Source organism: Stenotrophomonas sp. YJH_SMC_46, from assembly GCF_059370315.1.
This window is the reverse complement of record NZ_JCAFTO010000006.1, coordinates 128,628-155,591: the sequence shown is the minus strand read 5'-3', so window position 1 is coordinate 155,591 and position 26,964 is coordinate 128,628. Positions and strand designations below refer to the sequence as shown.

The 26,964-nt window shown below is 67.5% G+C and carries 25 protein-coding genes and 1 tRNA gene; 9 read left to right on the top strand and 17 right to left on the bottom strand.

The genetic code is table 11. The features are described from left to right. Nucleotides 1-7 precede the first annotated feature (7 nt). Nucleotides 8-1,429 (top strand): MFS transporter, encoded by a 1,422-nt coding sequence (locus tag AC5P8C_RS18285; RefSeq protein ID WP_019659473.1) that lies wholly within the window; start codon nt 8-10, stop codon nt 1,427-1,429. Between the two features lie 87 nt (nt 1,430-1,516). On the opposite strand, the gene AC5P8C_RS18280 is transcribed toward AC5P8C_RS18285, so the two are convergent. Next, nucleotides 1,517-3,538 (bottom strand): esterase/lipase family protein, encoded by a 2,022-nt coding sequence (locus tag AC5P8C_RS18280; protein ID WP_197598010.1) that lies wholly within the window; start codon nt 3,536-3,538, stop codon nt 1,517-1,519. Continuing rightward, nucleotides 3,538-4,512 carry an Lnb N-terminal periplasmic domain-containing protein gene (locus tag AC5P8C_RS18275; RefSeq protein ID WP_019659475.1) on the bottom strand — a complete coding sequence of 325 codons (975 nt, stop codon included), beginning with the start codon at nt 4,510-4,512 and terminating at the stop codon, nt 3,538-3,540. The genes AC5P8C_RS18280 and AC5P8C_RS18275 overlap by 1 nt, the downstream gene beginning before the upstream one ends. Before the next feature lie 170 nt (nt 4,513-4,682). Between AC5P8C_RS18275 and AC5P8C_RS18270 the strand changes: the two genes are divergently transcribed. After that, nucleotides 4,683-5,087, top strand: a complete 405-nt coding sequence (locus AC5P8C_RS18270) for a GFA family protein (protein WP_019659476.1) — start codon at nt 4,683-4,685, stop codon at nt 5,085-5,087. A 279-nt stretch (nt 5,088-5,366) separates the two neighbouring features. Here AC5P8C_RS18270 and AC5P8C_RS18265 read toward each other — a convergent pair whose 3' ends face one another. Next, a complete protein-coding gene (locus AC5P8C_RS18265; protein ID WP_495219197.1) occupies nt 5,367-6,884 on the bottom strand; it encodes an MFS transporter in 1,518 nt (505 codons plus the stop codon). Nucleotides 6,885-6,990: 106 nt separating this feature from the next. Between AC5P8C_RS18265 and AC5P8C_RS18260 the strand changes: the two genes are divergently transcribed. Further along, nucleotides 6,991-7,914, top strand: a complete 924-nt coding sequence (locus AC5P8C_RS18260; RefSeq protein WP_058979452.1) for a LysR family transcriptional regulator — start codon at nt 6,991-6,993, stop codon at nt 7,912-7,914. A gap of 25 nt (nt 7,915-7,939) precedes the next feature. Here AC5P8C_RS18260 and AC5P8C_RS18255 read toward each other — a convergent pair whose 3' ends face one another. Beyond that, the gene (locus tag AC5P8C_RS18255; protein ID WP_019659479.1) at nt 7,940-8,839 is read right to left on the bottom strand and encodes a DMT family transporter; all 900 of its coding nucleotides are present in this window, start codon (nt 8,837-8,839) and stop codon (nt 7,940-7,942) included. Nucleotides 8,840-8,972: 133 nt separating this feature from the next. Between AC5P8C_RS18255 and AC5P8C_RS18250 the strand changes: the two genes are divergently transcribed. Both AC5P8C_RS18250 and AC5P8C_RS18245 read left to right on the top strand, forming a co-directional pair. Beyond that, nucleotides 8,973-10,352, top strand: a complete 1,380-nt coding sequence (locus AC5P8C_RS18250) for an aminotransferase-like domain-containing protein (protein WP_495219196.1) — start codon at nt 8,973-8,975, stop codon at nt 10,350-10,352. Between the two features lie 98 nt (nt 10,353-10,450). Next, nucleotides 10,451-11,125 carry a class I SAM-dependent methyltransferase gene (locus AC5P8C_RS18245; protein ID WP_019659481.1) on the top strand — a complete coding sequence of 225 codons (675 nt, stop codon included), beginning with the start codon at nt 10,451-10,453 and terminating at the stop codon, nt 11,123-11,125. A 3-nt stretch (nt 11,126-11,128) separates the two neighbouring features. Here the strand turns inward: AC5P8C_RS18245 and smqnr are convergent, their stop codons facing one another. Continuing rightward, nucleotides 11,129-11,776 (bottom strand): SmQnr family pentapeptide repeat protein, encoded by a 648-nt coding sequence (gene smqnr, locus AC5P8C_RS18240; protein WP_019659482.1) that lies wholly within the window; start codon nt 11,774-11,776, stop codon nt 11,129-11,131. Between the two features lie 160 nt (nt 11,777-11,936). On the opposite strand from smqnr, the gene AC5P8C_RS18235 reads away from it, so the two are divergent. Further along, on the top strand, nt 11,937-12,713 hold the full coding sequence (locus tag AC5P8C_RS18235; protein WP_019659483.1) for a DeoR/GlpR family DNA-binding transcription regulator: 777 nt from the start codon (nt 11,937-11,939) through the stop codon (nt 12,711-12,713). Nucleotides 12,714-12,724: 11 nt separating this feature from the next. Beyond that, nucleotides 12,725-13,858: an MFS transporter gene (locus AC5P8C_RS18230; RefSeq protein ID WP_019659484.1), complete on the top strand. Its 1,134-nt coding sequence runs from the start codon at nt 12,725-12,727 to the stop codon at nt 13,856-13,858. Nucleotides 13,859-13,867: 9 nt separating this feature from the next. On the opposite strand, the gene AC5P8C_RS18225 is transcribed toward AC5P8C_RS18230, so the two are convergent. The 4 genes from AC5P8C_RS18225 to AC5P8C_RS18210 form a co-directional block, all read right to left on the bottom strand. Further along, entirely contained in the window at nt 13,868-15,373 is a 1,506-nt protein-coding gene (locus tag AC5P8C_RS18225; RefSeq protein WP_495219195.1) for a PepSY domain-containing protein, read from the bottom strand. Between the two features lie 11 nt (nt 15,374-15,384). Continuing rightward, on the bottom strand, nt 15,385-17,523 hold the full coding sequence (locus AC5P8C_RS18220) for a TonB-dependent receptor (RefSeq protein ID WP_019659486.1): 2,139 nt from the start codon (nt 17,521-17,523) through the stop codon (nt 15,385-15,387). Between the two features lie 128 nt (nt 17,524-17,651). Further along, the gene (locus AC5P8C_RS18215) at nt 17,652-18,047 is read right to left on the bottom strand and encodes a DUF2946 family protein (RefSeq protein WP_019659487.1); all 396 of its coding nucleotides are present in this window, start codon (nt 18,045-18,047) and stop codon (nt 17,652-17,654) included. Between the two features lie 191 nt (nt 18,048-18,238). Next, a complete protein-coding gene (locus AC5P8C_RS18210) occupies nt 18,239-18,619 on the bottom strand; it encodes a tautomerase family protein (RefSeq protein WP_495219194.1) in 381 nt (126 codons plus the stop codon). A 565-nt stretch (nt 18,620-19,184) separates the two neighbouring features. On the opposite strand from AC5P8C_RS18210, the gene AC5P8C_RS18205 reads away from it, so the two are divergent. Together AC5P8C_RS18205 and AC5P8C_RS18200 are read left to right on the top strand one after the other, a co-directional pair. Then, nucleotides 19,185-19,592 (top strand): hypothetical protein, encoded by a 408-nt coding sequence (locus AC5P8C_RS18205; protein ID WP_019659490.1) that lies wholly within the window; start codon nt 19,185-19,187, stop codon nt 19,590-19,592. A 52-nt stretch (nt 19,593-19,644) separates the two neighbouring features. Next, on the top strand, nt 19,645-20,208 hold the full coding sequence (locus AC5P8C_RS18200) for a hypothetical protein (protein ID WP_019659491.1): 564 nt from the start codon (nt 19,645-19,647) through the stop codon (nt 20,206-20,208). Nucleotides 20,209-20,293: 85 nt separating this feature from the next. Here AC5P8C_RS18200 and AC5P8C_RS18195 read toward each other — a convergent pair. The 8 genes from AC5P8C_RS18195 to acpP all read right to left on the bottom strand — a co-directional run bounded on the left by AC5P8C_RS18195 (nt 20,294) and on the right by acpP (nt 26,840). Further along, a tRNA-Val gene (locus tag AC5P8C_RS18195) sits at nt 20,294-20,368 on the bottom strand. Between the two features lie 133 nt (nt 20,369-20,501). Continuing rightward, a complete protein-coding gene (locus tag AC5P8C_RS18190; protein ID WP_005412452.1) occupies nt 20,502-20,855 on the bottom strand; it encodes a PilZ domain-containing protein in 354 nt (117 codons plus the stop codon). After that, nucleotides 20,852-21,808 carry a DNA polymerase III subunit delta' gene (locus AC5P8C_RS18185; RefSeq protein WP_019659492.1) on the bottom strand — a complete coding sequence of 319 codons (957 nt, stop codon included), beginning with the start codon at nt 21,806-21,808 and terminating at the stop codon, nt 20,852-20,854. The genes AC5P8C_RS18190 and AC5P8C_RS18185 overlap by 4 nt, the downstream gene beginning before the upstream one ends. Then, nucleotides 21,805-22,470, bottom strand: coding sequence for a dTMP kinase (gene tmk, locus AC5P8C_RS18180; protein ID WP_019659493.1), 666 nt, complete (start codon nt 22,468-22,470; stop codon nt 21,805-21,807). Before tmk ends, AC5P8C_RS18185 begins: the two co-directional genes overlap by 4 nt. After that, nucleotides 22,467-23,528 (bottom strand): endolytic transglycosylase MltG, encoded by a 1,062-nt coding sequence (mltG, locus tag AC5P8C_RS18175; protein ID WP_019659494.1) that lies wholly within the window; start codon nt 23,526-23,528, stop codon nt 22,467-22,469. The genes tmk and mltG overlap by 4 nt, the downstream gene beginning before the upstream one ends. A 210-nt stretch (nt 23,529-23,738) precedes the next feature. Further along, nucleotides 23,739-25,103 (bottom strand): aminodeoxychorismate synthase component I, encoded by a 1,365-nt coding sequence (locus AC5P8C_RS18170; protein ID WP_019659495.1) that lies wholly within the window; start codon nt 25,101-25,103, stop codon nt 23,739-23,741. A gap of 92 nt (nt 25,104-25,195) precedes the next feature. Continuing rightward, a complete protein-coding gene (gene fabF, locus AC5P8C_RS18165; protein ID WP_019659496.1) occupies nt 25,196-26,458 on the bottom strand; it encodes a beta-ketoacyl-ACP synthase II in 1,263 nt (420 codons plus the stop codon). A 142-nt stretch (nt 26,459-26,600) separates the two neighbouring features. Beyond that, nucleotides 26,601-26,840 carry an acyl carrier protein gene (gene acpP / locus AC5P8C_RS18160; protein WP_005415509.1) on the bottom strand — a complete coding sequence of 80 codons (240 nt, stop codon included), beginning with the start codon at nt 26,838-26,840 and terminating at the stop codon, nt 26,601-26,603. Nucleotides 26,841-26,964: the final 124 nt, after the last annotated feature.

Genomic DNA, 26,964 nt, shown 5'->3' with positions numbered 1-26,964 from the left:
AGGTGGCATGCTGCTATCTTCGCCGCCCGTTGACAAGCGCGGCCCGCCCCTGACCGGTATGACCCCGACCCTCTCTCCCGCCGACACCCGCCTGCCGGCTGACACATCGATCCTGTCCGCGCGCTACCGCGCCACCACCCTCGGCATGGTCGCGCTGGTCGCGCTGCACGCCTTCGAAGCATTGGCCGTCGCGGCCGCGATGCCCACGGTGGCCGAAGCACTCAGCGGCCTGCGCCTGTATGCGCTGGCCTTCGGTGGCACACTGGCCACCAGCGTGATCGGCATGACCCTGGCCGGACGCTGGGCCGACCGCCAGGGCCCGGCACGGCCGCTGTGGTACGGCCTGGCCTGCTTCGTGCTGGGCCTGCTGCTGGCCGGCTTCGCCGTGCGCATGGGCATGCTGGTGGCCGGGCGCCTGCTGCAGGGCCTGGGTGCGGGCGCGATTTCGGTCTCGCTGTACGTGATGGTCGGCCGCAGCTACCCCGAGCACCTGCGGCCGAAGGTGTTCGCGGCATTCTCGGCGGGCTGGGTGGTGCCCTCGATGGTCGGCCCGGCGCTGAGCGGCCTGATCGTCCAGCATCTCGGCTGGCGCTGGGTGTTCCTGGCGGTGCCGCTGCTGGCAGTCCCTGCTGCCCTGTTGCTGCGGCCTGCGCTGGCGCGCATGCAGCCCTCCGCCGACAGCAACGACGACGAGGGGCGCGGCAACGTCGTACGTTGGGCCAGTGGTGCATCGCTGGCGGCGCTGCTGCTGTACTTCGGCGGCCAGCAGCACGGTCCGACCGCCCTGCTCTGCATCGGCGTGGCGATGCTGGCGCTGCTGCTATGCGTGCATCGCCTGCTGCCGGCCGGAACGCTGATCCTGCGCAGGGGCCTGCCCAGCGTGATCGCACTGCGCGGCATCGCCGCTGCCGCATTCTTCGCCTGCGAAGCCTACCTGCCGCTGCTGCTGCAGCGCGAACGCGGGCTCCCGCCCAGCTGGGCCGGCGCGGTGCTCAGCCTCGGCGCACTCGGTTGGTTCGCCGGCTCCTGGCTGCAGGGTCACCAGCAGCGCGGCTGGTCACGCCAGCATCTGCTGCGCGTCGGCACGGCGATGATGACGGTCGGCATCGCCGCAACGCTTGCGGTGTTGTTCAATGCAGTGCCATTGCCGGTGGCCCTGGTGGGCTGGACGGTCACCGGTTTCGGCATGGGCATGATCTACGCCAGCCTCTCGGTACTCACGCTTTCGCTGTCAGCAGCGCATGAGCAGGGTGCCAACACGTCGGCCCTGCAGCTGAGCGAGGCCCTGTCGGTGACCACCGCGCTGGCGGTCTCCGGTGCGTTGTTCGCGCTGTTCGTGGAAAGCGCGCCGCACACCGGCTACCTGCTGTGCCTGGCGATCACCTTCGGCCTGGCGGTGCTGGCCGCGGTGATCGCGCGGCGGGTGTAGCGTCGCCCGGTTTCGGCAGTGTCGGCCGCTGGCCGGCACCATCACGGGATTCCCGCGTGCGCGGAGAGTGCCGGCCAGCGCCCGGCACTACCGGGTCCCCGTCCCCACGTCATCGATATCCCGGTGCAGGATGCGCCGCACTTCCAGCACCGCTTGCGGGGTCTCCTGCACGCTGTGGCCGGAAATGATCACCTTCTCCGACTGTGCACCCGGCAGGTGCGCACTCCAGTACGGCACCAGTCCGTCATCGGACTTGTCCACCGGCAGCTCCGGCTTGCGCTGGGCGATGATCGAGTGGTACTTCAGTCCCGCTTCGATCGGCAGCTGCGCTGCGGCCTTGACGAACGGATCGCTGGCCTTGAGGTTGTCGATGCTGTTGGGAATCTTCGGCTTGGCCGTGCCATCGACCTGCTGCTCGGCCTGCGCCAGCGCCATGAACACGTCCTCGAACTTGCCGAGGATGGTCAGTGGCAGGCGCACCAGCCGGCCCAGCAGGCGCCCGACCTTGTTGCCGGCGATGTCCGTGCCCTGGTGGGGAGCGGCGATGAAGATCGCGCGCTCCACGTTCGGCTGTGCCTTGAAATGCAGCAACGGCCCCAGCTTGTTCTGCACGCGCTTCAGACGCTCGCCCTTCAGGTCATAGTTGGCCAGCAGGTCGTTCCACAGCACGTCACCGGAATCGCTCACCAGCAGCCGCGCGAGCACGCCGCCCATGCTGTGGCCGATGTAGACCATGTCCTTCGATGCACGCGTGCTGCCAGTGGGATCGAAGTGCTTCAGCGTGTCGTTGAACGCGTTGGCGATCTCGTAGCGGTTCAGCGCGATCGGTGCGTTGGTCGGGTAATAGACCTGCCACACCTGGAACTGCTGGCGCAGTTCGGGGTCGCCCATGATCTCGTTGGCCAGGTTCACCCAGGCTTCCGGGCTGCTGGCCAGGCCGTGCAGCATGAAGATGATGCGGCGGTTCGGGTCCCACGGTTGCATCAGGTAGATGTGTGGCTCGCCGATGCCCTCGCTCATGCCGAACAGGGTGCGCAGTGACTGCCGGGCGAAGCCGCTCTGGGCAAGCCACAGGCCGTAGGCTGCGGTGAAATTGCCGGCCAGCGGCACCTGCTCGCCGTGCAGGGTGATGCGCTCGGTGGCTTCCGGCGAATAGGCATCCAGTTCAACCCGGCGCGTCCGCATCACATCGTCCAGGCTGCTGCCTTCGAAACGCAGCAACGCGGTGACGTTGATCGAGGACATCTCGCTGAACTCGGGCACCGAATCGTCATGCCGGTGGCGACGGCCACGGCGCTCGTCATCGCCATCATCCGCTGCCGTTTCGGCCTTCGGGCCATCCGCTGCGACTACGGGTGCGACCAGCTTCGGCGGGTCCATCACCATCACCAGCTCGGCACCGAAGCCATCACGGCGATAAGTACTGCGCAGCCCAACGAAGCTGACCGTGCCGGCCGGCACCAGCTGCGCGGGAATGCTTTTCAGGTTCAGCTGCTGGTAGTTGGAGGCCAGCGACCAGCTGCCAACCGCGATCGGCTTCGTGTAGTCCTCGCCAGCCAACGCAGCGGCGCGCGCACGCACGAACAGCACCACCGCTGCCTTCTCGGCGGCGTAGTTGTAGTAGTCGCGCACCTGTGTCTGCCGGTCCTCGAAGGCACGGTCGGACGGCGAGCGGCCGCTGTAGAACAGGTAGGCATAGGCGTAGCGCGCGGCTTCCAGCCAGGCGTCCAGCGCTGCGTCGCTCATCGGCGGATCACCGGCTGCGGTCTTCTTCGGCGTCAGCGCCAGCGCGGCCTTCACCCACAGTTCGGACAGCGCCGACAGCCGCTGCTCGACATTGAGATCGTCGGTCATCAGCAGCGTGCTGCGGCAGACCAGGAAGTCCTTCTCGCACTGCGATTCGTCCAGGCCTGCCGCGCTGAGCGTCTCGCGCGCAGCGGGGCTGAGCTTGCCGGTATTGAGCACGTCGGCACGCTTGTTGACCAGCGAATCGCTGGATTTGACCTGCTTGACGGTGACCATCGCGCAACCACTGCTGCCCAGCAGCAGGAAGGCGGCGAACAACACCGGCAGCGCACGCTGCCAGCGGATCAGGAGGAGTCGAGTCATTACTGCGGGTCCTGCTCGGTGCCAGGTACGCCCTGGCGGATCACGGTGGAGAAGTGGTCGCCGCTGCCCAGGTCCAACGCACGCTGGGTGATGCGGCCCTTGTCATGCAGCTCGGCATAAGGCACGCCTGGGGTGAGTGCGCCGACCTCCTGCGCATACTCGGCCAGATACCCGGACAGCAGCAGGCGGTAGTCCAGCGGCAGGCGCGGCGCGATCTGGCGGGCCAGATCGAAGACGATCGTGGTGCAGTTGCTGGTGAGTGTGTTGTAGAAGCCCGGCTTCGCATCCAGTTCGCGCGCCTGCGCGATGTACGCGGCGAACAGCTCCTTCAGCTGCGCACGGTCCATGCCGTGCAGGCGGTACAGGTAGACATCCTCGCCACGCGCATTGGTGCGGGTGCGGATGATGTCGGTCTCCTCCGCGGCCACCAGGGTCATCTCGAACTTGCGGAAGAAGCCACCCAGCGCCGAGAACGATTCGCCGCGTTCCTTGCGGATCTCCAGCGAGAACACCACGTGGCGACCGTCCTCGAAGCCAAACGAGATGAGGGTGTGGGCGATCGCCGGGCCCATCCAGTACGACAGCACCAGGTCGGCCGAGCGCAACTGGTCCAGGTCGTACGCGCGGCGCACCCAGTGCGCGTCGTAGTCGGTTTCGCTGCGCCAAGTGAAATCACGCACGTTGTCGAGCACCACGTGGCGCCCGTCGAAGGACACCACATGCAGGCGCTGGGCCACGTCATCGGCCCATACGCGGTCCTGGCGCGGGGTCAGCAGCAGCCACCACAGGCCGGCCAGCGCCAGCGACGCGCCGAACGCCATGCCCAGGCGACGATGGCCACGGCCACGCGCGACCTGCCACGACGCCCACAGCGCAACCAGCAGCCACAGCGCCGCAACGCCATTGGCCAGCCAGCCCGGCCCCGGCACCTGATAGGCCAGCAGCCCGGTCACCCACAACGCCGCCAGCGCCATGGCACTTCCTGTCATCCAACGTCCTGCGGCTCTCACTGGCATCCTGTCGCGGTCCCGAAGCCGCATAGTTAGCCACAAGCGGGTTCACCGTGGCATCTACGGCCCGTTCAGGCACGCCGGCGCACCGTCTCCGGCGGCCGCACGGCCAGATGGATCACACAGGAGCAATGATGGGCATCACTTCCGTGGCCGGCGTTCCGGTCCAACCCCGGCACCGCGCAACCTGCCACTGCGGCACGGTCGAGCTGCTGCTGGACCTGCCGGACGGCATCGTCGATCCCCGCCGCTGCGACTGCTCGATGTGCCGGCGCCGGGGTGCCATCGCCGCCAGCGTCCCCCGCCAGGGCCTGCAGGTGGTGCGCGGGCAGCATCACCTGCAGAAGTACCAGTTCAACACCCATGTGGCCGAGCACTACTTCTGCGGCGTGTGCGGCATCTACACCCATCACCGGCGCCGCTCCAACCCGGACCAGTACGGTTACAACGTGGCCTGCCTGGAGGGCATTGATCCGTTCGCGCTGGGGGTCATTCCGGTCAGCGACGGGGTCAACCACCCGTCAGACCGCGCCGGCTAGTGGCGCGTGCGCCGCGGCGGCGTGGCGACCTTCTGCCAGGGCGCCATGCCGCTGCGCCCGGCCCGCGCAGGGCGTTTCAGCCAGGGCCGGCGCGGCGGTGCCTGCGGCGCATCCGCGGCCGGGGGAGGAAGCGGTCGACGGCCAGGCCAGAGATGGTCGAGCAGCCACATGGCGGGTCTCCGTGGGGGACGGGGACGATCAACACTAGACCCGGGTGGGCATGGGCGGCGTGAGCGGAAGACGACAACGGGATGACGGCGAAGGCGGGCGATGAGCCTGCTACGCAGTACGCCCGACCACCGCGTCTTTACGTTTCCGCAGCAACAGGTGCAACAACGCAGCACATGCGGCGGTCAGCAGCGCCAGTACACGCAGCAGTGTTGCCAGCGCCTCACTACTGGCGTGCTGCAGCTGCATGCGGCTCATCGCCGGTAGCAGTGCCTGCGCCTGTTCCCGCGCCCCCGTGGCCAGATAGGCACCGGCACGCACCAGCGATGCCGGCGACGCGCCCTGCAGCTGATGGCCGATCAGCAGCGCAAGCAAGGCAATGACTGCGGCCAATGCGATGCCTTCACCGGCCACCCGCACGGTTCCGAAGATGCCAGCGGCCATGCCCGCACGCTGTACCGGCACCACGCTGACCGACAGCCCATCCATCAAGCCCCACGGCAAGGCCGTTCCTGCGCCGATCAGCATCAGCAACGGCACCCACTGCGACGGCGACGGATGCGATGCGTGGCGCGACAGCAGGTACAGACCAGAGGCACAGACCAGCAGGCCCAGCGTGCACAGCCGCGCACTTCCAACGCGCTCCGCCCAGCGCGCGGCCAGCATCGGCAGCACCAGCATCGGCGCGGACAGGGCCAGCATCTGCAGTCCCACCAGCGTCGCGCTCTGGCCATGCACGCCCAGCAGTTGCAGAGGTAACACGACCAGCAGCACCACGTAGCCGAAGCAGGTCGCCACCGGCAGCAACTGGACACCAAGGAACGCCGGTTGCGAGAACAGTGAGAGGTCCAGCAACGGTGAGGGGTGCCGCCGTTCGATGAAGACGAACACCCCGCCCAACAGCAGCGTCGCCAGCAGCGCCAGCTGCACGCGCGCGGCATGCAGGCCGAACTCGCCCGACCACAGCAGCGCCAGGGTCAACGCCGCCAGCGTCAGGCTGAAACTCAGCATGCCGCCGATATCCAGTGGTCGGTGCTCGCCATGACTTTCAGGCAACGCGCGTGCCCCCAGGCCGAAGGCCACCAACGTGAGCACACCGCCCGCGGCGAACACGCTGCGCCATCCCAATGTCTGCAGCAGCAGGCCCGCGAGCAGGGGCCCCAACGCCAGCCCCATGCCGAACGTGGTGCCCAGCAGGGCGAAGACACGGGCACGCGCCGGCCCCTGCCAGGCCTGTGCCAGCAGCGCCGTGCCGGACGCCAGCGCCGCCGCCGCGGCAACGCCCTGCAACCCGCGCGCCAGATCCAGCCATAGCAGCGTGCGAGCAAGGCAGACGGCGGCGGTGGCGGTGGTGAAGCCCGCCGTGCCCAGCAGGAACAGCCGCCGACGGCCATATCGATCGGCCAAGCCGCCCGCAGCGAGCAACAGACTCCCGAAGGTGAGCATGAAGGCGTTGGTCACCCAGGCCAGCGCGGTGGGCGATGCCGCCGCGGAACGGGCCAGCGCCGGCACCGCGACTGCACCGGCAGAGAAGGACAACGGCAACGCCAGCGCGGCCAGGCAGACCGCAAGCAGCGCCCAGCGCTGCTGCGCGCGGACAGGTACAGGGAGCATCGAATCCGGGGCCATGCGGGCCTCCATCCATCAGGGGCATTGATGATGGACAGGCCGCTATTCCAGAAAAACAGGCTCGGTGGACGTTGATTGCGGCGAGATGTTCCGCAATCATCCAAGCATGGACTCCATCTCCGCCCTGCTCGCCTTCGTCCGCACCGCGGAGGCAGGCAGCATTGTCGGTGCCGCCCGCGTACTCGGCCTGTCAGCCTCGGCCGTCGGCAAGCGCATCGCCCGGCTTGAACAGGAACTCGGCACGCGCCTGTTCCAGCGCACCACCCGCCGCGTGCATCTCACCGACGAAGGCGAACTGCTGCTGCAACGCTGCCGGCGTGCGCTGGATGAGCTTTCCGAAGCGCAGGCGGACCTGGCGCAGCGACAGCACGCCCCCAGCGGACTGCTGCGCATCGGCCTGCCCACCATCGGCTACCGCTTCCTGCTGCCGGTGCTGCCCGGCTTCCAGCAACGCTATCCGCAGGTGCAGCTGGAACTGGACTTCAACGACCGCATCGTCGATGTGGTCAGCGAAGGCCTGGATGCAGTGATACGCAGTGGCGAACTGGCCGATTCCAGCCTGACCGCACGGCGGCTGGGTGGTTTTCGTTTCATCCTCTGTGCGGCGCCGGGCTATCTGCAGATGCATGGAACGCCCGGCGATGTGGGCGACCTGCGCATGCATACCGCGCTGCGCTTCCGTTACCCCACCACCGGAAAGCTGCATCCGTGGCAGCTGCCGGGCATCGAAGGCGACGCCGGGGCGCGCCTTCCCACGGCGATGACCTGCAACAACATGGAAGCCGTGCTGGCCGCTGCGATCGGATGCATGGGCCTGGCCTGGATGCCTGACTTCCTCGCAGCCGACGCGCTGGCCGATGGCCGCCTGCAACAGGTGCTGCCCACACTGCCCACGCACCAGGGGCAGTTCTCGCTGCTGTGGCCCGGTGGGCGCCATCCCAGTGCACGCCTGCGGGTGTTCATCGACTACGCCGTTGCGCACCTTTTCCGCAGCACCCCGGAAAAGGGGACGGAGGGGATTAAGTCGTAATTGGTCCTGCTGTGCCTGAAACGACTTAACCCCCTCCGTCCCCTTTTTCGTCCCCTTTTTCCTGGCGGCTGAAGCGGCGCGCGCCGGCGACGCAGATCACTGCGACCAGAGTCACCAGCACCATGCTGAGGCTGACCGATTCGTGCAGCAGCAGCGCGGCCAGGGCCAGGCCGAAGAAGGGCTGCAGCAGCTGCAGCTGGCCGACAGCGGCGATGCCGCCCTGGGCCAGCCCGCGGTACCAGAACAGGAAGCCGATCAGCATGCTGAACACCGCCACGTAGCCCAGCGCCCACCACGCCGAGGCACCGACCGCAGTGAACGAGGCCGGGCGCATCAGCACCGTCAACGGCAGCATCACCGGCAGCGCCAGCAGCAGTGCCCAGCTGATCACCTGCCAGCCGCCCAGATGACGGGCGAGCCGACCACCTTCCGCGTAGCCCAGCCCGCACACCACGATCGCCGCCAGCATCAGCAGGTCGGCCTGCAAAGAGGCTTCGATGCCGTTGCGCGCGGCATAGCCGACCACGCAGGCACTGCCCAGCAACGAGAACAGCCAGAACGCCGGGCGCGGCCGATCGCCACCGCGCAGCACGCCGAACACCGCTGTACTCAACGGCAGCAGGCCGAGGAACACGATGGTGTGTGCCGACGAAGCATGGCGCAGGGCGAGCGCGGTCAGCAGCGGGAAGCCGACCACAACGCCGAGGCTGACCACCACCAAGCCCGGCAGGTCGCCGCGCCGCGGCCACGGTTGGCGCAGCATCAACAACAGGCCCAGGCCGAGCACCGCGGCGATGGTGGCGCGTGCGGCGGTGACGAACCCGGCATCCAGCTGCAGCACCGCCAGGCGGGTGGCCGGTAATGAGCCGGCGAAGATCACCACACCAATGAAGCCATTGATCCAACCACTCGCCGACCGTTCCACGCCTGTACTCCTGAAGGTGCCGGACGATGCCCGGCTGCACCTGTATGGAAGCATCCAGCGCGGAACGACCCCAGCTACAATCCAGTACAGCCGCAAGTAACTGTACTGCCCACACTTCCACTACGGTTCCACCATGCCGCGCCCGCTCACCCGCATCGAATCGGTCATCCAGACCGTCCGCACCCGCATCAGTGCACGGGTGGATGGCCCCGGCTCCCGCCTGCCTTCGGTACGTGCGCAGGCAGCGACCATGGGAGTTTCAGTCTCCACCGTGGTCGAGGCCTACGAGCGCCTGGCGGCCGAAGGCCTGATCAGTGCACGCGCAGGCTCGGGCTTCTACGTCAGTGGCCCGGCCGCACCGCTGGCGCTGGCCGAAATGGAGCCGCGGCTGGATCGCGCGGTGGATCCGCTGTGGGTATCACGACAATCGCTGGAAACGCCCGCGGGCGATCTCAAGCCAGGGTGCGGCTGGATGCCCAGTGACTGGCTGTATCACGATGGCGTGCGCCGCGGCCTGCGCGGGCTGGCGCGTGCCGATGCCATGCAACTGGTGGACTACGCCGGCCCGCTCGGGCTGCCCGCGTTGCGCCAGCTGCTGCAAAGGCGCAGCGCCTCGCTTGGCATCGATGCACCGATGGAGCAGATCCTGCTGACCGAATCCGGTACGCACGCGGTCGATCTGCTCTGCCGTTTCCTGCTCAAGCCCGGCGACTGCGTGCTGGTCGATGACCCGAGCTACTTCAATTACCACGCGCTGCTCAAGGCGCACCAGGTGCAGGCCATCGGCGTGCCGTACACGCACAGCGGCCCGGACCTGGAGGCGTTCGCGCAAGCCCTGCAGGCGCATTCGCCGCGGCTGTACATCACCAATTCCGGCCTGCACAACCCGACCGGCGCGGTGCTTTCGGCCAACACCGCGCACCGCCTGCTGGGCCTGGCCGAACGCAGCGAGTTGATCATCGTCGAGGACGACATCTTCGCCGACTTCGAACTGCAGCCGGCACCGCGGCTGGCCGCGCTCGATGGACTGTCACGGGTGATCCACGTCGGCAGTTTCTCCAAGACGCTGTCGGCAGCGTCGCGCTGCGGCTACATCGCTGCGCGCCACGACTGGATAGAGGCACTGACCGACCTGAAGCTGGCGACCAGCTTTGGCGGCGGCCATCTGGCCGCGCAGTTGATGCACATCGCGCTGACCGATAGCGGTTACCGCCGCCACATGCAGTCGATACGTTCGCGCCTGGCCGATGTACGCCGGCACACACTGCGGAAACTGCAGGCGCTGGGCATCACGCCGTGGCTGCAGCCGGAAGCCGGCCTGTTCCTGTGGTGCCAGCTGCCCGACGGCCGCGACGCCGCCGCACTGGCGCGGCAATGCCTGCGCGAGGGCATCGTGCTGGCGCCGGGCAACGCGTTCAGCCAGTCGCAGCGCGCGGCCGACTATCTGCGCTTCAACGTCTCGCAGTGCCAGGACCCGAGGATCTGGCAGGTGCTGGCGCGGGCGTTGCGCTGAGCTGGATGCAAGCCGGTCAGCGCAGGCAGGAGCGACCCGCGGCAAAGGCACTTGCATGCCACGGTACAGTGGTATGTCCCTGTTGCAGGAATGCACGCATGTCTTCGTTCTCCGATCCGCAGGCCGTTGCCCGCTATGCCGAGGGCCCGCTGCGCCAGGTGCCGGGCTTCCTCGCGTTGCAGCAGATGAGTCGCCTGCTGCTGGCCGAACACGTTCCTGCGCAGGGCCGCGTGCTGGTGCTGGGCGCCGGTGGCGGGCTGGAGCTGAAGGCATTTGCCGAGGCGCAGCCGGGCTGGCAGCTGCTGGGCGTGGACCCGGCTGCACCGATGCTGGCCCTGGCCGAACAGACACTGGGCCAGCTGATGTCGCGCGTGCAGTTGCTGGAAGGCTACATCGACGATGCCCCCGATCTGCGCTTCGATGGTGCCAGCTGCCTGCTGACCCTGCACTTCCTCGACGCCGCGCAGCGCCTGCACACGCTGCGCGAGCTGCACAGGCGCCTGCAGCCCGGCGCACCGCTGGTGGTGGCGCACCACAGCGTGCCGCAGGATCCGGCCGGCAAGCTGCGCTGGTTGCAGCGCTACGCCGCGTTCGCCGAAGCCTCCGGCGTTGCCCACGCCGATGCACAGCGCGCGATCGACGCCATTGCCGAGCGGCTGCCGCTGCTGGCCCCCGAACAGGAGGTCGCCCTGCTGCAGGAGGCCGGCTTCGACGGCGTGGAGCTGTTCTATGCGGGCTTCAGCTTCAAGGGCTGGGTGGCGTACGCCGGCTGATGCCTACGGCACCACCGTGATGCCGATGCGCTGCATCAACAGCGCCACCTGCTGGACATCCAGCGTGGCGCCACGCAGGTTGGTGCTGCGCAGGTCCAGCTCACCCAGCTCCGAGTTGGTCAGGTCGCAGTCGGTGAAGTTGGCGCTGTTCCAGTCGATGCCCTCGAACTGGCCACCGGACAGGTCCGAGCCGGCAAAGCTGGCGCCGCTGACGTTTGCACCGTCCCAGCGGTTTTCCCACAGTTCGCACTTCTCCAGCGTGACCCGCGAGAAATTGGCATAGCGCAGGTTCGACTTCTTGATGAAGGCGCTGCAGAACCAGCTGCGCGTGGTGATCTGGTTCATGAAGCTGGCGTTGCTGAAATCCGCACCCTGCGCGCGGCACTCGCTGATCTCCAGGCCCAGCGCCTTGATGAAGTTGAAGTGGCACATGCTGATGTCGCAGCTGCGGAAGCTGGCCTCCTTCAATGTGGCGCCATTGAAGCGGCAGCCGCTGCGGCTGTCGGCATCGTAGAAGCTGCAGTTGATGAACTCGGTGGCGGTCAGGTCGGCACCGGAAAAATTGCACTCATGGAACTGCTGGTCGACCACTTTGTGGCCGGTGTATTGGTCCGCGCCGATGCGCAGCTTGCGGTGAACGGTGGGGGACATCAGGGATTCCCTGCCAGGTGCCCCGCCATCATGCCGGGCCGCGAGGGCGATCCATAGACGTGGGCGCGGGCGGATTCACCGGCAGTCCAGCCGCCCTGCGTCCCCCCAACGCAGCATGCACGTTGTTGCACGTTAATGCACGAACGTGCAGACTTGCAGCATGAGCTCCGATCCCAGCCCCCTCCCCGCCCAGCGCACCCGGCAGATCCTGGAGGAACTGCGCCAGCAGGGCCGCGTGGTTGCCGCCGAGCTGGCGCGCCGCTATGCCGTGTCCGAAGATTCGATCCGCCGCGACCTGCGCGAGCTGGCCGCGCAGGGCCTGTGCCAGCGCGTCTACGGTGGCGCCGTACTGCCACCGCCCAAGGAACGCCCGCTGCGCGAGCGGCTGACCCGCGACCGCGGCGACAAGGCCGAGCTGGCCGCCCGCGTCTGCGCGTTGCTGCAACCCGGCCAGGTCGTACTGCTCGACGCTGGTTCAACCAACCTGGTGATCGCCCAGCAGTTGCCGGCCGCCCTCGGCTTGACGGTGATCACCAACGCGCCACAGATCGCCACGGCCGCCAGCCTGCTTGAAGGCACCTCGGTGCAGCTGATCGGCGGGCGCCTGGCCAGCGGTGGCGGCGCGGTCGGCGCCGAAGCACTGGCCCAGGTGCAGCGCCTGCGCGCCGATGTGTACCTGCCCGGCCCCTGCGCGGTGGACGGCGACACCGGCGTGTGGGCAATGGATGCGGAAGAAGCCACGCTGAAGCGCGCGATGGTGGCCTGCAGCAGCCGTGTCATCGTCGCCGCAACGACTGAAAAGCTGGGTGCACGCGGCAACTGGCAGATTGCCAGCCTCGACGAGATCGACGACCTGGTGCTGACCACCACCGCACCGCCCGCATTGGCGGCACGCTTCCGCGCCGCAGGCATCGCGGTACACCCCACTCCCCCCTGACCGTACCGCTCATGTCCGTTGCCAACCGCGCGCGTGCCGAACAGCACGCGACCCGCGCTGCGTTCTTCATTCCCGGCTTCGCCACCGCGCTGTGGGCCACCCTGGTGCCGTTCGCAAAGGCACGCACCGGGATCAACGACGCCACGCTGGGGCTGGTGCTGCTCTGCCTCGGTGCCGGTTCGCTGCTGGCAATGCCGTTGTCCGGCGTGCTGGCCGCGCGCCTCGGCTGCCGCCGGGTGATGGTGGCCAGCAGCCTGCTGATCTGCCTGACCGTGCCCGGCCTGGCACTGGCCGGTTCGGCCTGGACACTCGGGCTGGTCCTGTTCGTGTTCGGCGCCGCCGTGGGCGCGATGGACTGCACGATGAACGTACAGGCCGTCATCGTCGAGCGCGAAGCACGGCGCGTGATGATGTCCGGCTTCCATGCCTTCTTCAGCATCGGTGGCTTCCTCGGCGCGGCCACCATGACCGTGCTGCTGTCCGCACAGCTGCCGCCCTTGGCATCGGTGCTGATCGGCGTCGGCGCCATGCTGCTGGCGTTGCTGCTGTCAGCGGCGTACTGGCACAGCGAACGCATGCCGCACGACACACCGATGCTGGCCCTGCCACACGGCATCGTGCTGTTCATCGGCGTACTGGCGTTCGTTGCGTTCCTCGGCGAAGGTGCGATGCTGGATTGGAGCGCGGTGTTCCTCAGCGATGTGCGTCGCGTCGATGCCAGCCTCGCCGGCGTCGGCTATGTGACCTTCACCCTGACCATGACCATCGCCCGCCTGTTCGGCGATGCACTGGTGGCGCGCGTGGGCCGCCAGCGCGCGATCGTTCTCGGCGCTCTGCTTGCTGCCGCTGGCGTGCTGGTGCTGACCCTGGTCACGCCATGGCAGGCGTCGCTGGCGGGCTATGTGCTGGTCGGCCTTGGCTGCGCCAACATCGCGCCGGCGCTGTTCTCGCTGGCCGGCCACCAGACCCGCATGCCGGGTGCGCTGGCGATCACCGCCGTTTCCACGCTGGGCTTCGCCGGCATCCTTGCCGGACCGGCGCTGATCGGCTTCGCCGCCAACCATTTCGGCCTGATCGCCGCATTCATCGGCGTTGCCACGGCCTTGTTGCTGGTGGCGATGTCCACGCGTTGGCTGCGGGTGTAGCCCAAGGCATCAACGCCGCCTGCGCCGCAGCTTCATCCGCAACCGGCGGCAGCCGATCACCGTGGCCGTTGCACACAACGCAGTGCCCGCAACGCTCAACAGCAGCAGAACAGCCAACCGGGCGGTGTCGAAGCGCAGCATCGCAGGCAGGTCCCAGCTGTGCAGGAAGCAGAACAGCCAACGCCCCACCCGCTCGCGATACCCCATCGTCAGCAATGGATCGCCGGTCGCCAGATCGAGATAGACGCGCGTCGCCTCGGCATCGCCAAAGTCGACCACCGCCACCGGGAAGCGGCGCACCGCTGCGCCGTTCATGGCTTCAGGTGCACGTGGGTAGAAGTACGCATCCGCTGCGTGCTGGACCCAGTACCCCTGCATGGGCGCATCCGACAGCGCCCGCACCTTCTGCTGCAGCCACCCGGCCGGCAGCAACCGCGCAACCTGCAGATGCCCATTGCTGCCGGACACGATACGGGTCTCGCCCTGTCCGTCCAGCAGCACCGCGAACAGCTCGCCACCGATGCGTCGCCACTGGATCTCCACGGGCATAAACCGCTCGGCCTCGACGGCCGTCAGCAGCGCCGTCGGTTCACCCAATGCGCCATCCACCGCCACCGTGCCACCACGATAACGTCCGCCGTCGATCGCCTCGCGCGTGCTGCTCAAGACGCCCAACGGGTTCATCGACATCAGCCCGCTGAAGATCCAGGTGAACACGAACGCTGCAGCCACCAGCCCGATCAGATGGTGCCAGCGCATCCATGGTTCGACGTATGGCGTCTTCGCACCCGAACGGTAGTGACCACGGAAACGCCAGCGCCACACACCGACCACGATGCCGCTGACTGCGGCCACCGTGCACAGCGCGGACAACACGATCACCACCCACGTCCACACCGGGTCCACCGACTGCATGCGCAGGAAGTACAGCCAGTGCAGCCAGGCACCCACATAGTTCCAACGCTGCTGCACATGCGGTGCGTCCAGCACCGCTTCGCCGGTGTGCGAGGACACATACAGGTCACCCGGCTGCGCGCCCCCTACCTCCACCCGGTACAGCGGCCGGTGCGCGTCCAGCGCGCGCGAGTGCGTCCAGCGATCCTCATCCACGCGCATCGCGCCGACGAACGCCTGGCCGCCAGCAAACTGCGCAGCGGATGCTTCGGCGCGCTGTGCCGACACCGGCAGCAGAACCTGGCCGGTGCGCGCAGACCAGGCGCCCACGTTGCCGCCGCTTCGCACCACATACGCTGGCTCGCCGCGCAGCGTCGTCAGTGCCACGGCCTCCGGCTCGGCCTGCACGGCGGCAGGCAGTACAGACAGCCCCTGCAGGTCGCGGGCCTCACCCAGCACCGGCAACGCCGCCAGCCGCTCGCCGGGCGTCAGCTTCGGGTAACCAATGAACAGCATCACCATGCCGCTGACGAACCACAGCAGCATCAGCAGGCATCCGCCGATGCCCAGCCAGCGATGCACCAAGTAGGTCCAGCGCTTGGCGGTGGAACGCAACGTCATCGCCAGCGCCCTCAGAAGCGATGGTCGACGGTGAATTCGACGCGCCGGTCCGCACCCAGCAGCCATTGCGTGCTGGTGTAGTACGCGGTGGCGTAGTACGCCTTGTCGAACACGTTGAACAACCGCGCGGACAGCCGCGTGCGCGGTGCCGCCTGCCAGGTCAGTGCCAGGTCGGTGGTGCTGTAGCCGGGCAGCTCCAGTGTGTTGGCGTTGTCGGCGTAGCGCTTGCCGACGTAACGCACGCCACCCGCCGCACTCCAGTCCGGTGCGAACTGCCAGCTCAGCCTCATACTGGCCAGGCGCTCGGCTACGTTCGGCGGCACGTTGCCATCACGCGATACCAGCACCGCCGGCGAACCCGTGGTTTCCAGGAAGTCCTCGAATTCGGCCTTCAGCACCGTCGCGTTGGCATCCAGCGTCCAGTGCGGCGCGACGTTCCAAGTCAACGACGCTTCAATACCGCGCGAGGTCTGCGCGCCCACCTGCACGCGGCGATCCGGCACCAGCGGATCGCGGCTGAGCAGCCCGGTCTTGCGGATGCAGTACGCCGCCAGCGTCCACTCGCCACCGTCGAAGGCCTGCTTCAGGCCCACCTCGATCTGCCGCCCCTTGGCCAGATCGAAGGCACCGTTGGCGGGGCTGATCATCAGCAGCCCGCTGACCGGATCTGCCGCCTGCGAGTACTGCGCATACAGGCTCAGCGTCGGCTGCAGCGCGAATACCGTACCCGCACGCCAGCCGGTGCTGCTGTAGGTTTTCGAGAACGCGTTCTGGCCGCTGATCAGATCGGTGCGATCAATGCGCGCGCGGTCGCGGCGCAGGCCACCCAGCACCGACCAGCGCTCGCTCAGCGCCAGCCGGTCTTCCACGAACAGCGCGTACTGCTCGGCACGGTTGCGGTAGCGCGGCAGGTTCGGCGCGTCGCTGGCGAACTGGCCCGGCACCGGATCGAACGGATCGACCGGGCCCGAGCTGCCGGCATAGGTGTTGTTGGTGTGCTTGAAGTGCGCGCGGTTGGCATCCAGGCCCACCGCGAAGTTGTTCTGCAGGCCACCCGCCGTTCCCTGCACGCGCAGCGTCGAGGTCAGTCCGGTCTGGTCCTGGTTGTGGGTGATCTCGGTATTGCCCGAGCGATCGATCAAGCCGGTAGCGCGGTTGTAGACATAGGCCTCGGCATTGCGCCAATCACGCTGGCTGTCGATCTGGTAGACGCGGGTTCGCCATTCCACGTTCGCGTTCGGTGTCCACAGCGCGTCGAGCTGGGTCCAGCGGTCGCGGAAGCGGATCTCGCTGTCATCGACGTTGTAGTTGCGGTGGCGCAGCGCCTCCAGTTGGCGGCCCTCGACCAGCGGCGTGCCGAAGTAGCGCATGGGTTGCTGGTAGCCCTGCGCATGGGTGAGCGTCAGCTGCAGGTCCGCACGTGGCTGCCACAGCAACGCACCGGAGAATGTCGCGTCGCTGTTGCGCCCACGATCAACCCAGCCACCGCTGTAGTTGCCACTCACATCCAGCCGGTAGGCCAGCTCGGGCGACAGCGCGCCACCGCTGCCGAAGCCCAGGCGCGCGGTGTCCTCGCTGCCCACGGTTACGCTGATCTCGTTTTCGATGGCGCCGCGCGTGGGCTTCTTCGGCACGATGTTGATCACCCCGCCGATCGCACCATCGCCATGGATGACAGAGGCCGAGCCGCGCAGCACTTCGATGCGCTCGATCGACCAGGTATCGAACGGGAAGGTGATGCCCACGCCGCCGTACTGTCGCAGCCCGTCGTACAGCCGCATCACCGAAGCACCGTCGGTGAAGCCGCGGCTGGACAGCGCACTCAGGCCATTGCCCGGATGCGGCATTGCACTGATCGCACCCGCTCGGCTGATCGCATCGTTGAGGTTGCTGTCGCCGCGCTGACCCAGCTGTTCGCGCGAAATTACCGTCAGGCTGGCCGGCGTCTGCAGCACGCTCAGGCCCAATGCAGAGCCGGCGCTGGCGGTGGAGGACAGCTCGCCGCTGCGAGTATCGACCACCCGCACGGTCTCCAGCGTGGTCGGGGGTGCCGCGTCGGCGGCAAGCAGGGGCGCGGCATGCAGGAGCAACGCGCACAGGACAGGCAGCGTCGCCCGGCGCGGGCGCGCGGGGTTGGGGTTCGTTTTCATTTTTTCACGGCATGCAAGGCCACCCCGCAATGGCAGGCAGCAATCAGAAACGGACAGACACGCGCGTGCGGGCACCGGCCGTGGCCGGCAACCTCATGGAAGAACGTTCAGTGCAACGCGCGTGCGGCTCAGACGGCCATCAAGGCCGGCGGCCCACGCGCTCCCAATGTGCCGCTGATCCGTTGCGGCAACGCCTGCACCGCACCGCGCAACGCGCGGCACACCGGTGCCATCTGCGCCAACAGCAGCACGGCCGCCACCAGCAGGGTGATCAGCCGTGCAGCGATCAGGCAGTAATCGCAGTCCACGCCCATTTCATGATCGGCGTGTGGATCGGCAGCGGGCTTCTTTGTAGCCTCGCCGTGCGGCATCGCAATCGCGTGATGGTCGTGGTGCCCTTCCAACGCGTGCTGCGCATGTTCTGCCTGCATTGCGTGGTCCATGGCCGCCACCGGCGCAGCGGCAGCCACGTGACCATGCGCCAGCCAGCGGCTCACCAGCGGGGCAAGCAGCACCAGCAGCATGGCAAGCCATGCCAGGGCCTGGAACCGGCGGTGGAGAACAGAACGGCGCACGTCGCCATTCTACGGGGCCATGGCCAACCTTGGACCCCGTTCAGGGTTTACCCCCTGCGACACGGTGACGCAGGACTGCCCTCCCCCGCGCACGCCCTCCATTCAGTAGATCCACGCCATGCGTGGATGCTTTTCGCCCATCAACTCACGTACTGGGCCACACCATTACCAAACGACCAATTTTCCCGCTTCACTTCCACCAGATTGATGAACACGTCTTCGCGACGGATGCCCACTGCCGCATGCAGGCCATCGGCAATGCCCAGGTACAACGCCTTTTTCTGCTCCAGCGTGCGCCCTTCGTCCCAGGTGATCTGGATGCAGATGAAGTCGTCGGTGCGATCCACGCCCAGGTAGCCGGGGTCGTAGATCAGCGTGCCGGGCGCGTGTTCCTGGAAGATCTGGAAGCGATCATTTTCCGGCACGCCCACCGCGCGCATGGCCTGGTAGATGGTTTCGCCGACGCGTTGCAGGTAGTCGGCGGATTTGCCTTTGCGAAGATCGATGCGGGCGAGCGGCATGGTGGCACTCCAGAGTGGATGGGTACGACGACAGGCTGAGACTACGCCTGCCCGGGGCGGTGGGACAGCACAGGGATGGAACCCTCTGGCTCCACGCGTGGCATGGTCCCGCGTCCGCCGCGCGGGGTGACGCGATTGCCGTGGCGGCGCCGCTCTGGAGTCGTCTCGTGCACGGTCGGCAGGGGCGGCGATGCGCGCCATCAGTGATGGGCCGCACTACTTGCAGGTGTCGGACGACACACAACGGGAAACGTCTGGCCTGCCTAGGGACAGTTGAGAATTTCCCTTACAGACCGATGTGATTGCCCGGCTTGAAGATCGCCATGCCGAGGCAAGACGCCTTGGCCGGGATTGGCGTCTCGAATAAACGAATGAACACCCATCGCTGCGGTTTGCGCCGCAGCAGAGAAAATGTATCGATTGCCTCCATGGCGGCCGGTGCGTGGGGATCGACAGATCCGCCAGGCCTTCTTCTCGATGGGAGTTCGTTTGCCTTGGTACGCCAACCCGCACCGTCCGCCACCTTCACTCCGGAAGGTGGTCCTATGCCAGTGAGGGTTTCGCCATGACCAACCACACCGCCGTCCATTCCCGCCTGCATACCCTGATCGGCGACGTCGCCGCCGATGTGCCCGAAGACCTCGCACGCGAGATCGAGTGCGCACTGAACGAACAGAACCTGCCGGCGCAGTCGGCCACGTTCTTCGCCCGTCTCAATGCGATCAACCATGCCGACGGTGATGACGGACAGCCGTGCAACAGCCTCACTCTCGGTGCCAGCAACCACGCCTCCCTGCGCCGCTCGATGTCTGGGCTCAGCGCAGTACTCGATCTGCTGCAGGCCGCCGACCATGCGCGCAACGAAGGCGGCCCGGACGAACAGTTGGGCGCCTTCCATATCGACGGACTGATCGTGGCCGCACGACAACTGGTGCGCGAGGCGCATCATTGCCTCTCCGGCGGCGACGCCTGACCGGCCCGGATATGCTCCCGCTACAATCGCGCAGGGAGCGCAGGAGACTGCAATGGACGCCGAACACCTGGAATACTTCAAGGCCGCACTGGAAGGCCGCGCAACCGTGGGCTGGAACGTCTGGTTCGCTGCCAACCAGCACGCGCTGGCACAACAGCTGAGCCGCCCTGCACTGCTGCGCCTGAAGTTCAGCACACTGGATGAAGCCGAACGCCTGCTGGCCGAAGCCGGCATCGTGCCCCGCAGCACAGCGGGCAAACGCTACGAAATGTACTGCGCGCAGTTCTCGCCGGACGTGGTGGACGCGAACGGTCGCCCGCTACCGGCCCTCTGGCGCGCAGCGCACGGCGGAGCCATCGGCCTGCTTGCCGATGGCGAGCGTGAGGCCGGCCAGGCGAAGCTGCTCGCGGAGTTCCGCCGCGTCCGCAAGCGCGGGCTGCAGCAGGCCCATGAATGGTTGGCCGATCTGTGCTTTGAGGGCGAGATGGAACTGACCAGCGGCAATGCCGAGGTGGGCCGTAGCCTATTGGCGGTGGTGGTGCAGGCGGGTAGCGGCCATGACCTGCTGGATGCCACGGCGATGATCGCGCGCGAGTTGCTGGAGCGGCACGGCTGAAAGGGCGTGTGCTTCCAGCTGATCTTGCTGGATCGCTGGTAACAAAAAAGCCCCCATTTCTGGAGGCTTCTTTCGTTCTGCAACATGGTGGGCGGTACAGGGATCGAACCTGTGACCCTTGCCGTGTGAAGGCAATGCTCTACCGCTGAGCTAACCGCCCGGTGTGTTGCTGAGCCGCTCATTATAGGGGCTTTTCAGAGGCCGTCAACAGTTTTTCACATTCGTGTTCACGGGTGTCTTCGGGCAACAGGAGCCGAGCATGGCTCGGCTCTACAGGACCGCGCCGCACCGCCTCACATCGTATGGGTCGGCTTATCCGAACCGGTCAGGCCCGCCAGCAGGGTTTCGATCTTGTGGCGCACGCCCTCGCCTTCGGCACCGTCGGCCAGCTGCACGCCGATGCCGGCGGTGCGGTTGCCCTGCGCGCCGGCCGGGGTCACCCAGATCACCTTGCCGGCCACCGGCAGGCGCTCGCTGGAATCGGGCAGGGTCAGCAGCAGGAACACCTCGTCGCCCAGGAAATAGCGCTTGGGTGTGGGCACGAAGATGCCGCCATTCTTCACGAACGGCATGTACGCGCTGTAGAGCGCGGCCTTGTCCTTCACGGCCAGGGACAGGATGCCCTGGCGGGCGTTGCTGGCACTCATCGATTTCCCCTTGCGGCAGGCCGCTCGTTCACCTTGTTCCAGGCCAGCAGCAACTCGACCACCGCAAGGTCTGCACGCACCGTGGTGCGCAGCAGGTCGCGGGTGCGGTTGGCCGCATCGAACCAGGCTGCAAGCTTGTGCAATCGCTCCGGCGTGGTCAAGGCATCGGTGCTGGCCTGGGCCAGCGCCAGGTCGGCGGCAAAGCGTAGGCGCAATGCCGCGTTTTCATCGCCGCACCACTTCTGCGCCAGTTCCACCGCACCGGTCTTGCCGGCGGCCAGCTGTTCCAGATCTCGACCGACTTCGCGGCGCAGGCTCAGGCCGTCTTCGCGCAGCCAGTTGTCGGCCTGGCCGGGATGGCCGCGGGCGGCCTCCAGCGCTTCGCGCGCCGATGCTTCACTGTGGCCCTGCTGCTGCAGCCAGGCCAGTGCATCGTGCTGGGGCGGCAGCTTGAACTCCAGGCGCTGGCAGCGGCTGCGGATGGTCTGTGGCAGGCGTGCCGGGTCGCTGCTGATCAGCCACAGGTAGCGGCCGGGCTGCGGCTCCTCCAGCGTCTTCAGCAGCGCATTGGCCGCCGAGCGGTTGATCGCATCGGCCGGATCGACGATCACCACCTGCGCCACGCCGTACTGCGGGGTCAGCGCCAGCTTGTCGGTGATCTCGCGCACCTGCTCGATGACGATCTCGGTACGCAGCTTGTCGCCGCTCTTGTTCGGAATGAAGCTGACCAGCTGCAGGTCCGGATGGGTGCCGGCGGCGATCAGCTGGCGCGTGCGCGTGGCGTGCGTTGCATCACCCTGCGCCAGCACGTGGTCGGCCAGCGCCAGCGCCACCTCGCGCTTGCCCAGCCCGGCCGGGCCGCAGATCAGCAGGCCATGACCGAGGCGACCGGCGTCGAGCGCGGCCACGGTCTGGTCGAACGCGCGCTGCTGCCACGGCGAAAACGTGCTCATGCGCCCTCCCCGTCCTGCAGCCAACGCTCGATACGTGCGACCACATCGGCGGCCACGCGTTCCTGCACCTGGCCGGCGTCAATCAGCGCGAAGCGCTGCGGGTCCTGCTGTGCGCGGCTGCGGAACACGGCGCGCACGCGCTGGAAGAAATCGTCCTGCTCGCTCTCGATGCGGTCCGGCCACAGGTCACGGCCATTCGCGCGGGCGCGGCCCACCGCCACATCCACATCCAGCAGCAGGGTCAGGCCCGGCAGCAGGCCGACCGCGCGGCGCTCCAGGTCGGCAATCCACTGCGGATCCAGGCCACGGCCGCCGCCCTGGTAGGCGTAGCTGGAATCGGTGAAGCGATCGCTCAGCACGTAGGCACCGCGCTGCAGCGCCGGCCGGATCACCTGGCGCACATGCTGGGCGCGTGCGGCGAACACCAGCAGCAACTCGGCTTCGGCGCTGAGCGGCTCGGCAGCGATCTCGGCATCAGGCTTCAGCACCAGGCCGCGGATGCGCTCGGCCAGTGGCGTACCGCCCGGCTCGCGGGTCAGCACCACCTCGTGGCCGTGGCTGCGCAGGCAGTCACGGATGGCATTGATGGCGGTGGTCTTCCCCGCGCCCTCGCCGCCTTCCAGGCTGACGAAACGCGGGTGACGAAGCAGCGCGGGACTCATTGCGCCGGGATCTCCTGGGTACGTTGCTGGCGCAGCTGCTGCAGGTAGCGGGCTACGGCGGCGTTGTGCTGCTCCAGGCTGGGCGAGAACACGTGCGCGCCGCTGCCGTCGCCCACGGCGACGAAGTACAGCGCGTCACCGGCGGCCGGCTGCGCGGCGGCCATCAGCGCGTCGCGACTGGGCATGGCGATCGGGGTCGGGGTCAGGCCCGCACGGGTATAGGTGTTGTACGGCGTATCGGTGGTCAGGTCGCGGCGGCGGATGTTGCCGTCATACGCAGCACCGATGCCGTAGATCACGGTCGGGTCGGTCTGCAGGCGCATGCCGATCTTCAGGCGGCGCATGAACACGCCGGCGATCTGCGGGCGCTCGCTGGCCAGCGCGGTTTCCTTCTCGATGATCGACGCCAGCGTCAGCAGTTCGTAGGGCGTGTTGATCGGCAGGTCCGGCGCGCGGCTTTCCCAGGCTTCGTCCAGCGCCTTTTCCATTGCGGCGTGGGCGCGCTTGAGCACGTCCAGATCACTGTCGCCGCGCTGGTAGACGTAGGTCTCCGGCAGGAAGCGGCCTTCCGGGTGCTGGCCACCGAAGCCGAGGCGCTGCATCAACGCGGCGTCATCCAGGGTATCGGTGGTGTGCAGCAGCGGCTCGGCGCGCTTGAGTGCAGCACGCAGCTGGCGGATGTTCCAGCCCTCGACAATGGTGACGCGGTGCTGCAACACCTTGCCGGCGCGCATGCGCAGCAACAGCTCGCGCGGGGTCAGCTCGCCACTGAGCGCGTACTCGCCCACCTTCAGCTTGCCGGCCGCATCGAGCTGGCGCGCCAGCAGTTGCCACTGGGTGTCCTGGCCCTCGTCCACGCCGGCATCGCGCAGCTTGCGCAGCACGCTGTTCATGCCATCGCCGCTGGCGATGACCACGCTCTCGGCGGTCGGGGTGATCGGGGCATCGGCGAACCGGGTCTGCTGGTAGAAGAACCACGCGCCCGCGCCGGCCACGACGGCGGCCAGCACCACCACCAGCGTTACCACGAACAGACACCCGCGCTTGGCTCCCGCCATGGACTACCTCTGAACTCGATTCCGTCGTGCAGGATACCGTGCCGGTGGATTGGGGTCATGACCGGAGTCGCGCCTGCGTGCCGACCAACGGTCGGCACCCACCACAACACTGGCACCCACCGGTACGGTAGTGCCGGCCGCTGGCCGGCAATCGCGTGGATCGTGGATGAATGAGGTTGCCGGCCAGCGGCCGGCACTACCGGTGCACGCCTAGCCCTGCTGGCCCAGCGCGCGCAGCAGGCCGCGGGCCTTGGCGCGGGTCTCGTCCAGTTCCTTGTCCGGGTCCGAATCGACCACGATGCCGGCGCCGGTGCGGAAGCTCACCTCCTGGCCGTCCACTTCGGCGGTGCGGATCAGGATGTTCAGGTCCAGGTCGCCATCGCGGTTCAGCCAGCCGAACGCGCCGGTGTAGGCACCACGCGGCACCTGCTCCAGCTCGCTGATGATCTGCATGCAGCGCACCTTGGGGCAGCCGGTGATGGTGCCGCCCGGGAACGTGGCGGCGATCACCTCGCCGGGCGTGACCTCCGGGCGCAGGTGGCCGCTGACGTTGCTGACGATGTGGTGCACATGCGCGTAGCTCTCCACGGTCATCAGCTCATCGACCACCACGGTACCGGGCAGGCAGATACGGCCCAGGTCGTTGCGCTCCAGGTCGATCAGCATCACGTGCTCGGCACGCTCCTTGGGGTGGCCGACCAGTTCCTGGATGCGCGCGGCATCATCGTCGCCCTCGAAGCGCGGACGCGTGCCGGCAATAGGACGCGTCTGCGCGTGGCCGGCATGCACCGACACCAGCCGTTCCGGCGAGGAACTGACCACGTGGCGGCCGTGCGCGCTGAACAACCCGGCGAACGGTGCGGGGTTGGCACGGCGCAGCTGCGCATACAACGCTTGCGGGCTGACCGGCGCGGCGAACTGCGCGCTCCAGCGCCGCGACAGGTTCACCTGGAACACATCGCCGGCACGCAGGTAGTCGATCACCCGGCGCACGCCATCGGTGAAGCGCTGTGGCGCATCCTCGCCGACCGACTGCGGCGGCTGCCAGCCCTGCCCGGCCTCCGGCAATGCCTGCGACGCCAAGGTCATCAGCGCCTCCAGCAGGGTCTGCTCACCGGCTTCGGCGATGACGAAGCTGGCGTCGTTCTGGTGGTCGTGCAGCACCGCGGCCGGGCAGCGCAGCGCCAGCGCGGTCGGGCGGCCGTCCTCGCGCGCGCGCGCCGGCAGCACCGGTTCGATCTGGCTGGCCACTTCGTAGTCCAGCATCAGCGCCCAGCCGCCACGGAACGGCAGGCTGTGGCTGCCGTCGTGCGGCAGACGTTCGTGCTGCCAGGCGCGATCCAGCGCCTGCAGGAACGTGCCGGGCTGCACGGCACCCTGCAAGTCGCGCACCTGGCCATCGGCGTCCAGCCGCAGGCCCTCGCCCTGCGTGGCCAGCAGCAGGCTCCAGCGGCCCTGGGCGGTGCCCGAGGCAGTGGATTCCATCAGCAGCGGGAAGCGCGCCGGGTCATGCTGCTGCAGGGCCAGCAGATCGATCGGGTGCGGCAGCGGGTGGATCAGCGGTGCGTGGGTCATGGCGGCCAGGTCGGGGGTTCAGATGCACGGAAGCCGCCTTGCGGCGGCTCCGTAGAACGCGGCATCGAGCATGGCCCGACGCTACAACTCGGTCAGACGCGCTTGAAGATCAGCGTGCCGTTGGTGCCGCCGAAGCCGAAGCCATTGGACATCACCACGTCGACCTTGGCCTGGCGTGCTTCGTTGGGCACGTAGTCCAGGTCGCAGCCTTCGCCCGGCTGCTGCAGGTTGATGGTCGGCGGAATGACGTTGTCCTGCAGCGCCATCACCGAGAAGATCGCTTCCACGCCGCCAGCAGCGCCCAGCAGGTGGCCGGTCATCGACTTGGTGGAGCTGACCATCATCTTGTAGGCGTGGTCGCCGAAGGCGGTCTTCATGGCCATGGTCTCGCCCAGGTCGCCCAGCGGCGTGGAGGTGCCGTGCGCGTTGAGGTAACCCACCTGTTCCGGGGTCACGCCCGCGTCCTTCATGGCCATGACCATGCAGCGCGCGGCGCCTTCGCCGTTCTCGCTCGGTGCGGTCATGTGGTACGCGTCGGAGCTGGCGCCGAAGCCGGCCAGTTCACAGTAGATCTTTGCGCCACGCGCCTTGGCGTGCTCGTACTCTTCCAGGATCAGGATGCCGGCGCCGTCGCCCAGCACGAAGCCGTCACGGTCCTTGTCCCACGGGCGCGAAGCCTGTTCCGGGGCGTCATTGCGGGTGCTCATGGCCTTCATTGCGCAGAAGCCACCCAGTGCGGTCGGCGAGGAGCCACGTTCGGCACCGCCGACCACCATCACGTCGGCGTCGCCGTACTGGATCATGCGCATCGCGGTACCGATCGAATGGTTCGAGGTCGCGCACGCCGAAACTGCCGAGAACGACGGGCCCTTCAGGCCGGTGATGATGCTCAGCTGGCCCGGCAGCATGTTGATGATGGTCTTGGGCACGTAGAAGGGCGAGATCTTCTTGCCCTCGTGGAACTCGATGGTCTGCTCTTCGATGCCGAGCAGGCCGCCGATGCCGGCGCCGACGATGGCGCCGATGCGCTCGGCATTGGCGTCGGTGATCTCCAGGCCCGAGTCGTGCAGGGCCATGAACGAGGCACCGAGGCCGTAATGGATGAACGGGTCCATCTTCTTGGCATCCTTGCCGCTGACCCGGAATTTGCCGAACAGTTCGTTGTCGGCGGTGATGTCAAAGCCCTTGACCTCACCTGCAATCTTGGTGGTGAACCGATCCAGGTAGGCATCAGAAATGTTGGTCAGCGGACCGATGCCCGAACGACCGTGGGTGATGCCTTCCCAGCTGCTGGCCAGATCATTGCCCAACGGCGAGACGATACCCAGGCCGGTTACGACGACGCGACGCTTCATTGCTGATTCTCCTGACCCGAAGGTTCAATCGGGTAACACGGTTTGCTTCGGTGTGATGCCCAAACACACGGGGCCGCAACTGCGGCCCCATGGGGTGCGGTGCGCGGCGAGCGTGAGCCCGCGCGCGCACTGCCGTCTGACATCAGGCCTTGACGTGGGCCTTGATGTAGTCGATGGCGGCCTGCACGGTGCTGATCTTCTCGGCTTCTTCGTCCGGGATCTCGCACTCGAATTCTTCTTCCAGGGCCATCACCAGCTCGACGGTGTCCAGCGAGTCAGCGCCCAGGTCATCGACGAACGATGCGCTGTTGGTGACTTCTTCTTCCTTGACGCCAAGCTGTTCGACGACGATTTTCTTGACGCGTTCTTCGATGGTGCTCATGGGATCTCGCTCCAGATGGAGTTGTGGTTCAAAAGTGGTCGCCATCAAGGGCGATGGCCGTGGGATAGTGTAGTGGAAACCGGCGCGGCCTTGCATTGCAGCAAAAACCCCCGCAGATCAACCA

Excerpts from the sequence above, each read along its gene's own strand:
- AC5P8C_RS18285 (WP_019659473.1), top strand. The coding sequence starts at position 8 with ATGCTGCTATCTTCGCCGCCCGTTGACAAGCGCGGCCCGCCCCTGACC.
- AC5P8C_RS18280 (WP_197598010.1), bottom strand. The coding sequence starts at position 3,538 with ATGACTCGACTCCTCCTGATCCGCTGGCAGCGTGCGCTGCCGGTGTTG.
- AC5P8C_RS18275 (WP_019659475.1), bottom strand. The coding sequence starts at position 4,512 with ATGGCGCTGGCGGCGTTGTGGGTGACCGGGCTGCTGGCCTATCAGGTG.
- AC5P8C_RS18270 (WP_019659476.1), top strand. The coding sequence starts at position 4,683 with ATGGGCATCACTTCCGTGGCCGGCGTTCCGGTCCAACCCCGGCACCGC.
- AC5P8C_RS18265 (WP_495219197.1), bottom strand. The coding sequence starts at position 6,884 with ATGGCCCCGGATTCGATGCTCCCTGTACCTGTCCGCGCGCAGCAGCGC.
- AC5P8C_RS18260 (WP_058979452.1), top strand. The coding sequence starts at position 6,991 with ATGGACTCCATCTCCGCCCTGCTCGCCTTCGTCCGCACCGCGGAGGCA.
- AC5P8C_RS18250 (WP_495219196.1), top strand. The coding sequence starts at position 8,973 with ATGCCGCGCCCGCTCACCCGCATCGAATCGGTCATCCAGACCGTCCGC.
- AC5P8C_RS18245 (WP_019659481.1), top strand. The coding sequence starts at position 10,451 with ATGTCTTCGTTCTCCGATCCGCAGGCCGTTGCCCGCTATGCCGAGGGC.
- smqnr (WP_019659482.1), bottom strand. The coding sequence starts at position 11,776 with ATGTCCCCCACCGTTCACCGCAAGCTGCGCATCGGCGCGGACCAATAC.
- AC5P8C_RS18235 (WP_019659483.1), top strand. The coding sequence starts at position 11,937 with ATGAGCTCCGATCCCAGCCCCCTCCCCGCCCAGCGCACCCGGCAGATC.
- AC5P8C_RS18230 (WP_019659484.1), top strand. The coding sequence starts at position 12,725 with ATGTCCGTTGCCAACCGCGCGCGTGCCGAACAGCACGCGACCCGCGCT.
- AC5P8C_RS18225 (WP_495219195.1), bottom strand. The coding sequence starts at position 15,373 with ATGACGTTGCGTTCCACCGCCAAGCGCTGGACCTACTTGGTGCATCGC.
- AC5P8C_RS18220 (WP_019659486.1), bottom strand. The coding sequence starts at position 17,523 with ATGAAAACGAACCCCAACCCCGCGCGCCCGCGCCGGGCGACGCTGCCT.
- AC5P8C_RS18215 (WP_019659487.1), bottom strand. The coding sequence starts at position 18,047 with ATGCTGCTGGTGCTGCTTGCCCCGCTGGTGAGCCGCTGGCTGGCGCAT.
- AC5P8C_RS18210 (WP_495219194.1), bottom strand. The coding sequence starts at position 18,619 with ATGCCGCTCGCCCGCATCGATCTTCGCAAAGGCAAATCCGCCGACTAC.
- AC5P8C_RS18205 (WP_019659490.1), top strand. The coding sequence starts at position 19,185 with ATGACCAACCACACCGCCGTCCATTCCCGCCTGCATACCCTGATCGGC.
- AC5P8C_RS18200 (WP_019659491.1), top strand. The coding sequence starts at position 19,645 with ATGGACGCCGAACACCTGGAATACTTCAAGGCCGCACTGGAAGGCCGC.
- AC5P8C_RS18190 (WP_005412452.1), bottom strand. The coding sequence starts at position 20,855 with ATGAGTGCCAGCAACGCCCGCCAGGGCATCCTGTCCCTGGCCGTGAAG.
- AC5P8C_RS18185 (WP_019659492.1), bottom strand. The coding sequence starts at position 21,808 with ATGAGCACGTTTTCGCCGTGGCAGCAGCGCGCGTTCGACCAGACCGTG.
- tmk (WP_019659493.1), bottom strand. The coding sequence starts at position 22,470 with ATGAGTCCCGCGCTGCTTCGTCACCCGCGTTTCGTCAGCCTGGAAGGC.
- mltG (WP_019659494.1), bottom strand. The coding sequence starts at position 23,528 with ATGGCGGGAGCCAAGCGCGGGTGTCTGTTCGTGGTAACGCTGGTGGTG.
- AC5P8C_RS18170 (WP_019659495.1), bottom strand. The coding sequence starts at position 25,103 with ATGACCCACGCACCGCTGATCCACCCGCTGCCGCACCCGATCGATCTG.
- fabF (WP_019659496.1), bottom strand. The coding sequence starts at position 26,458 with ATGAAGCGTCGCGTCGTCGTAACCGGCCTGGGTATCGTCTCGCCGTTG.
- acpP (WP_005415509.1), bottom strand. The coding sequence starts at position 26,840 with ATGAGCACCATCGAAGAACGCGTCAAGAAAATCGTCGTCGAACAGCTT.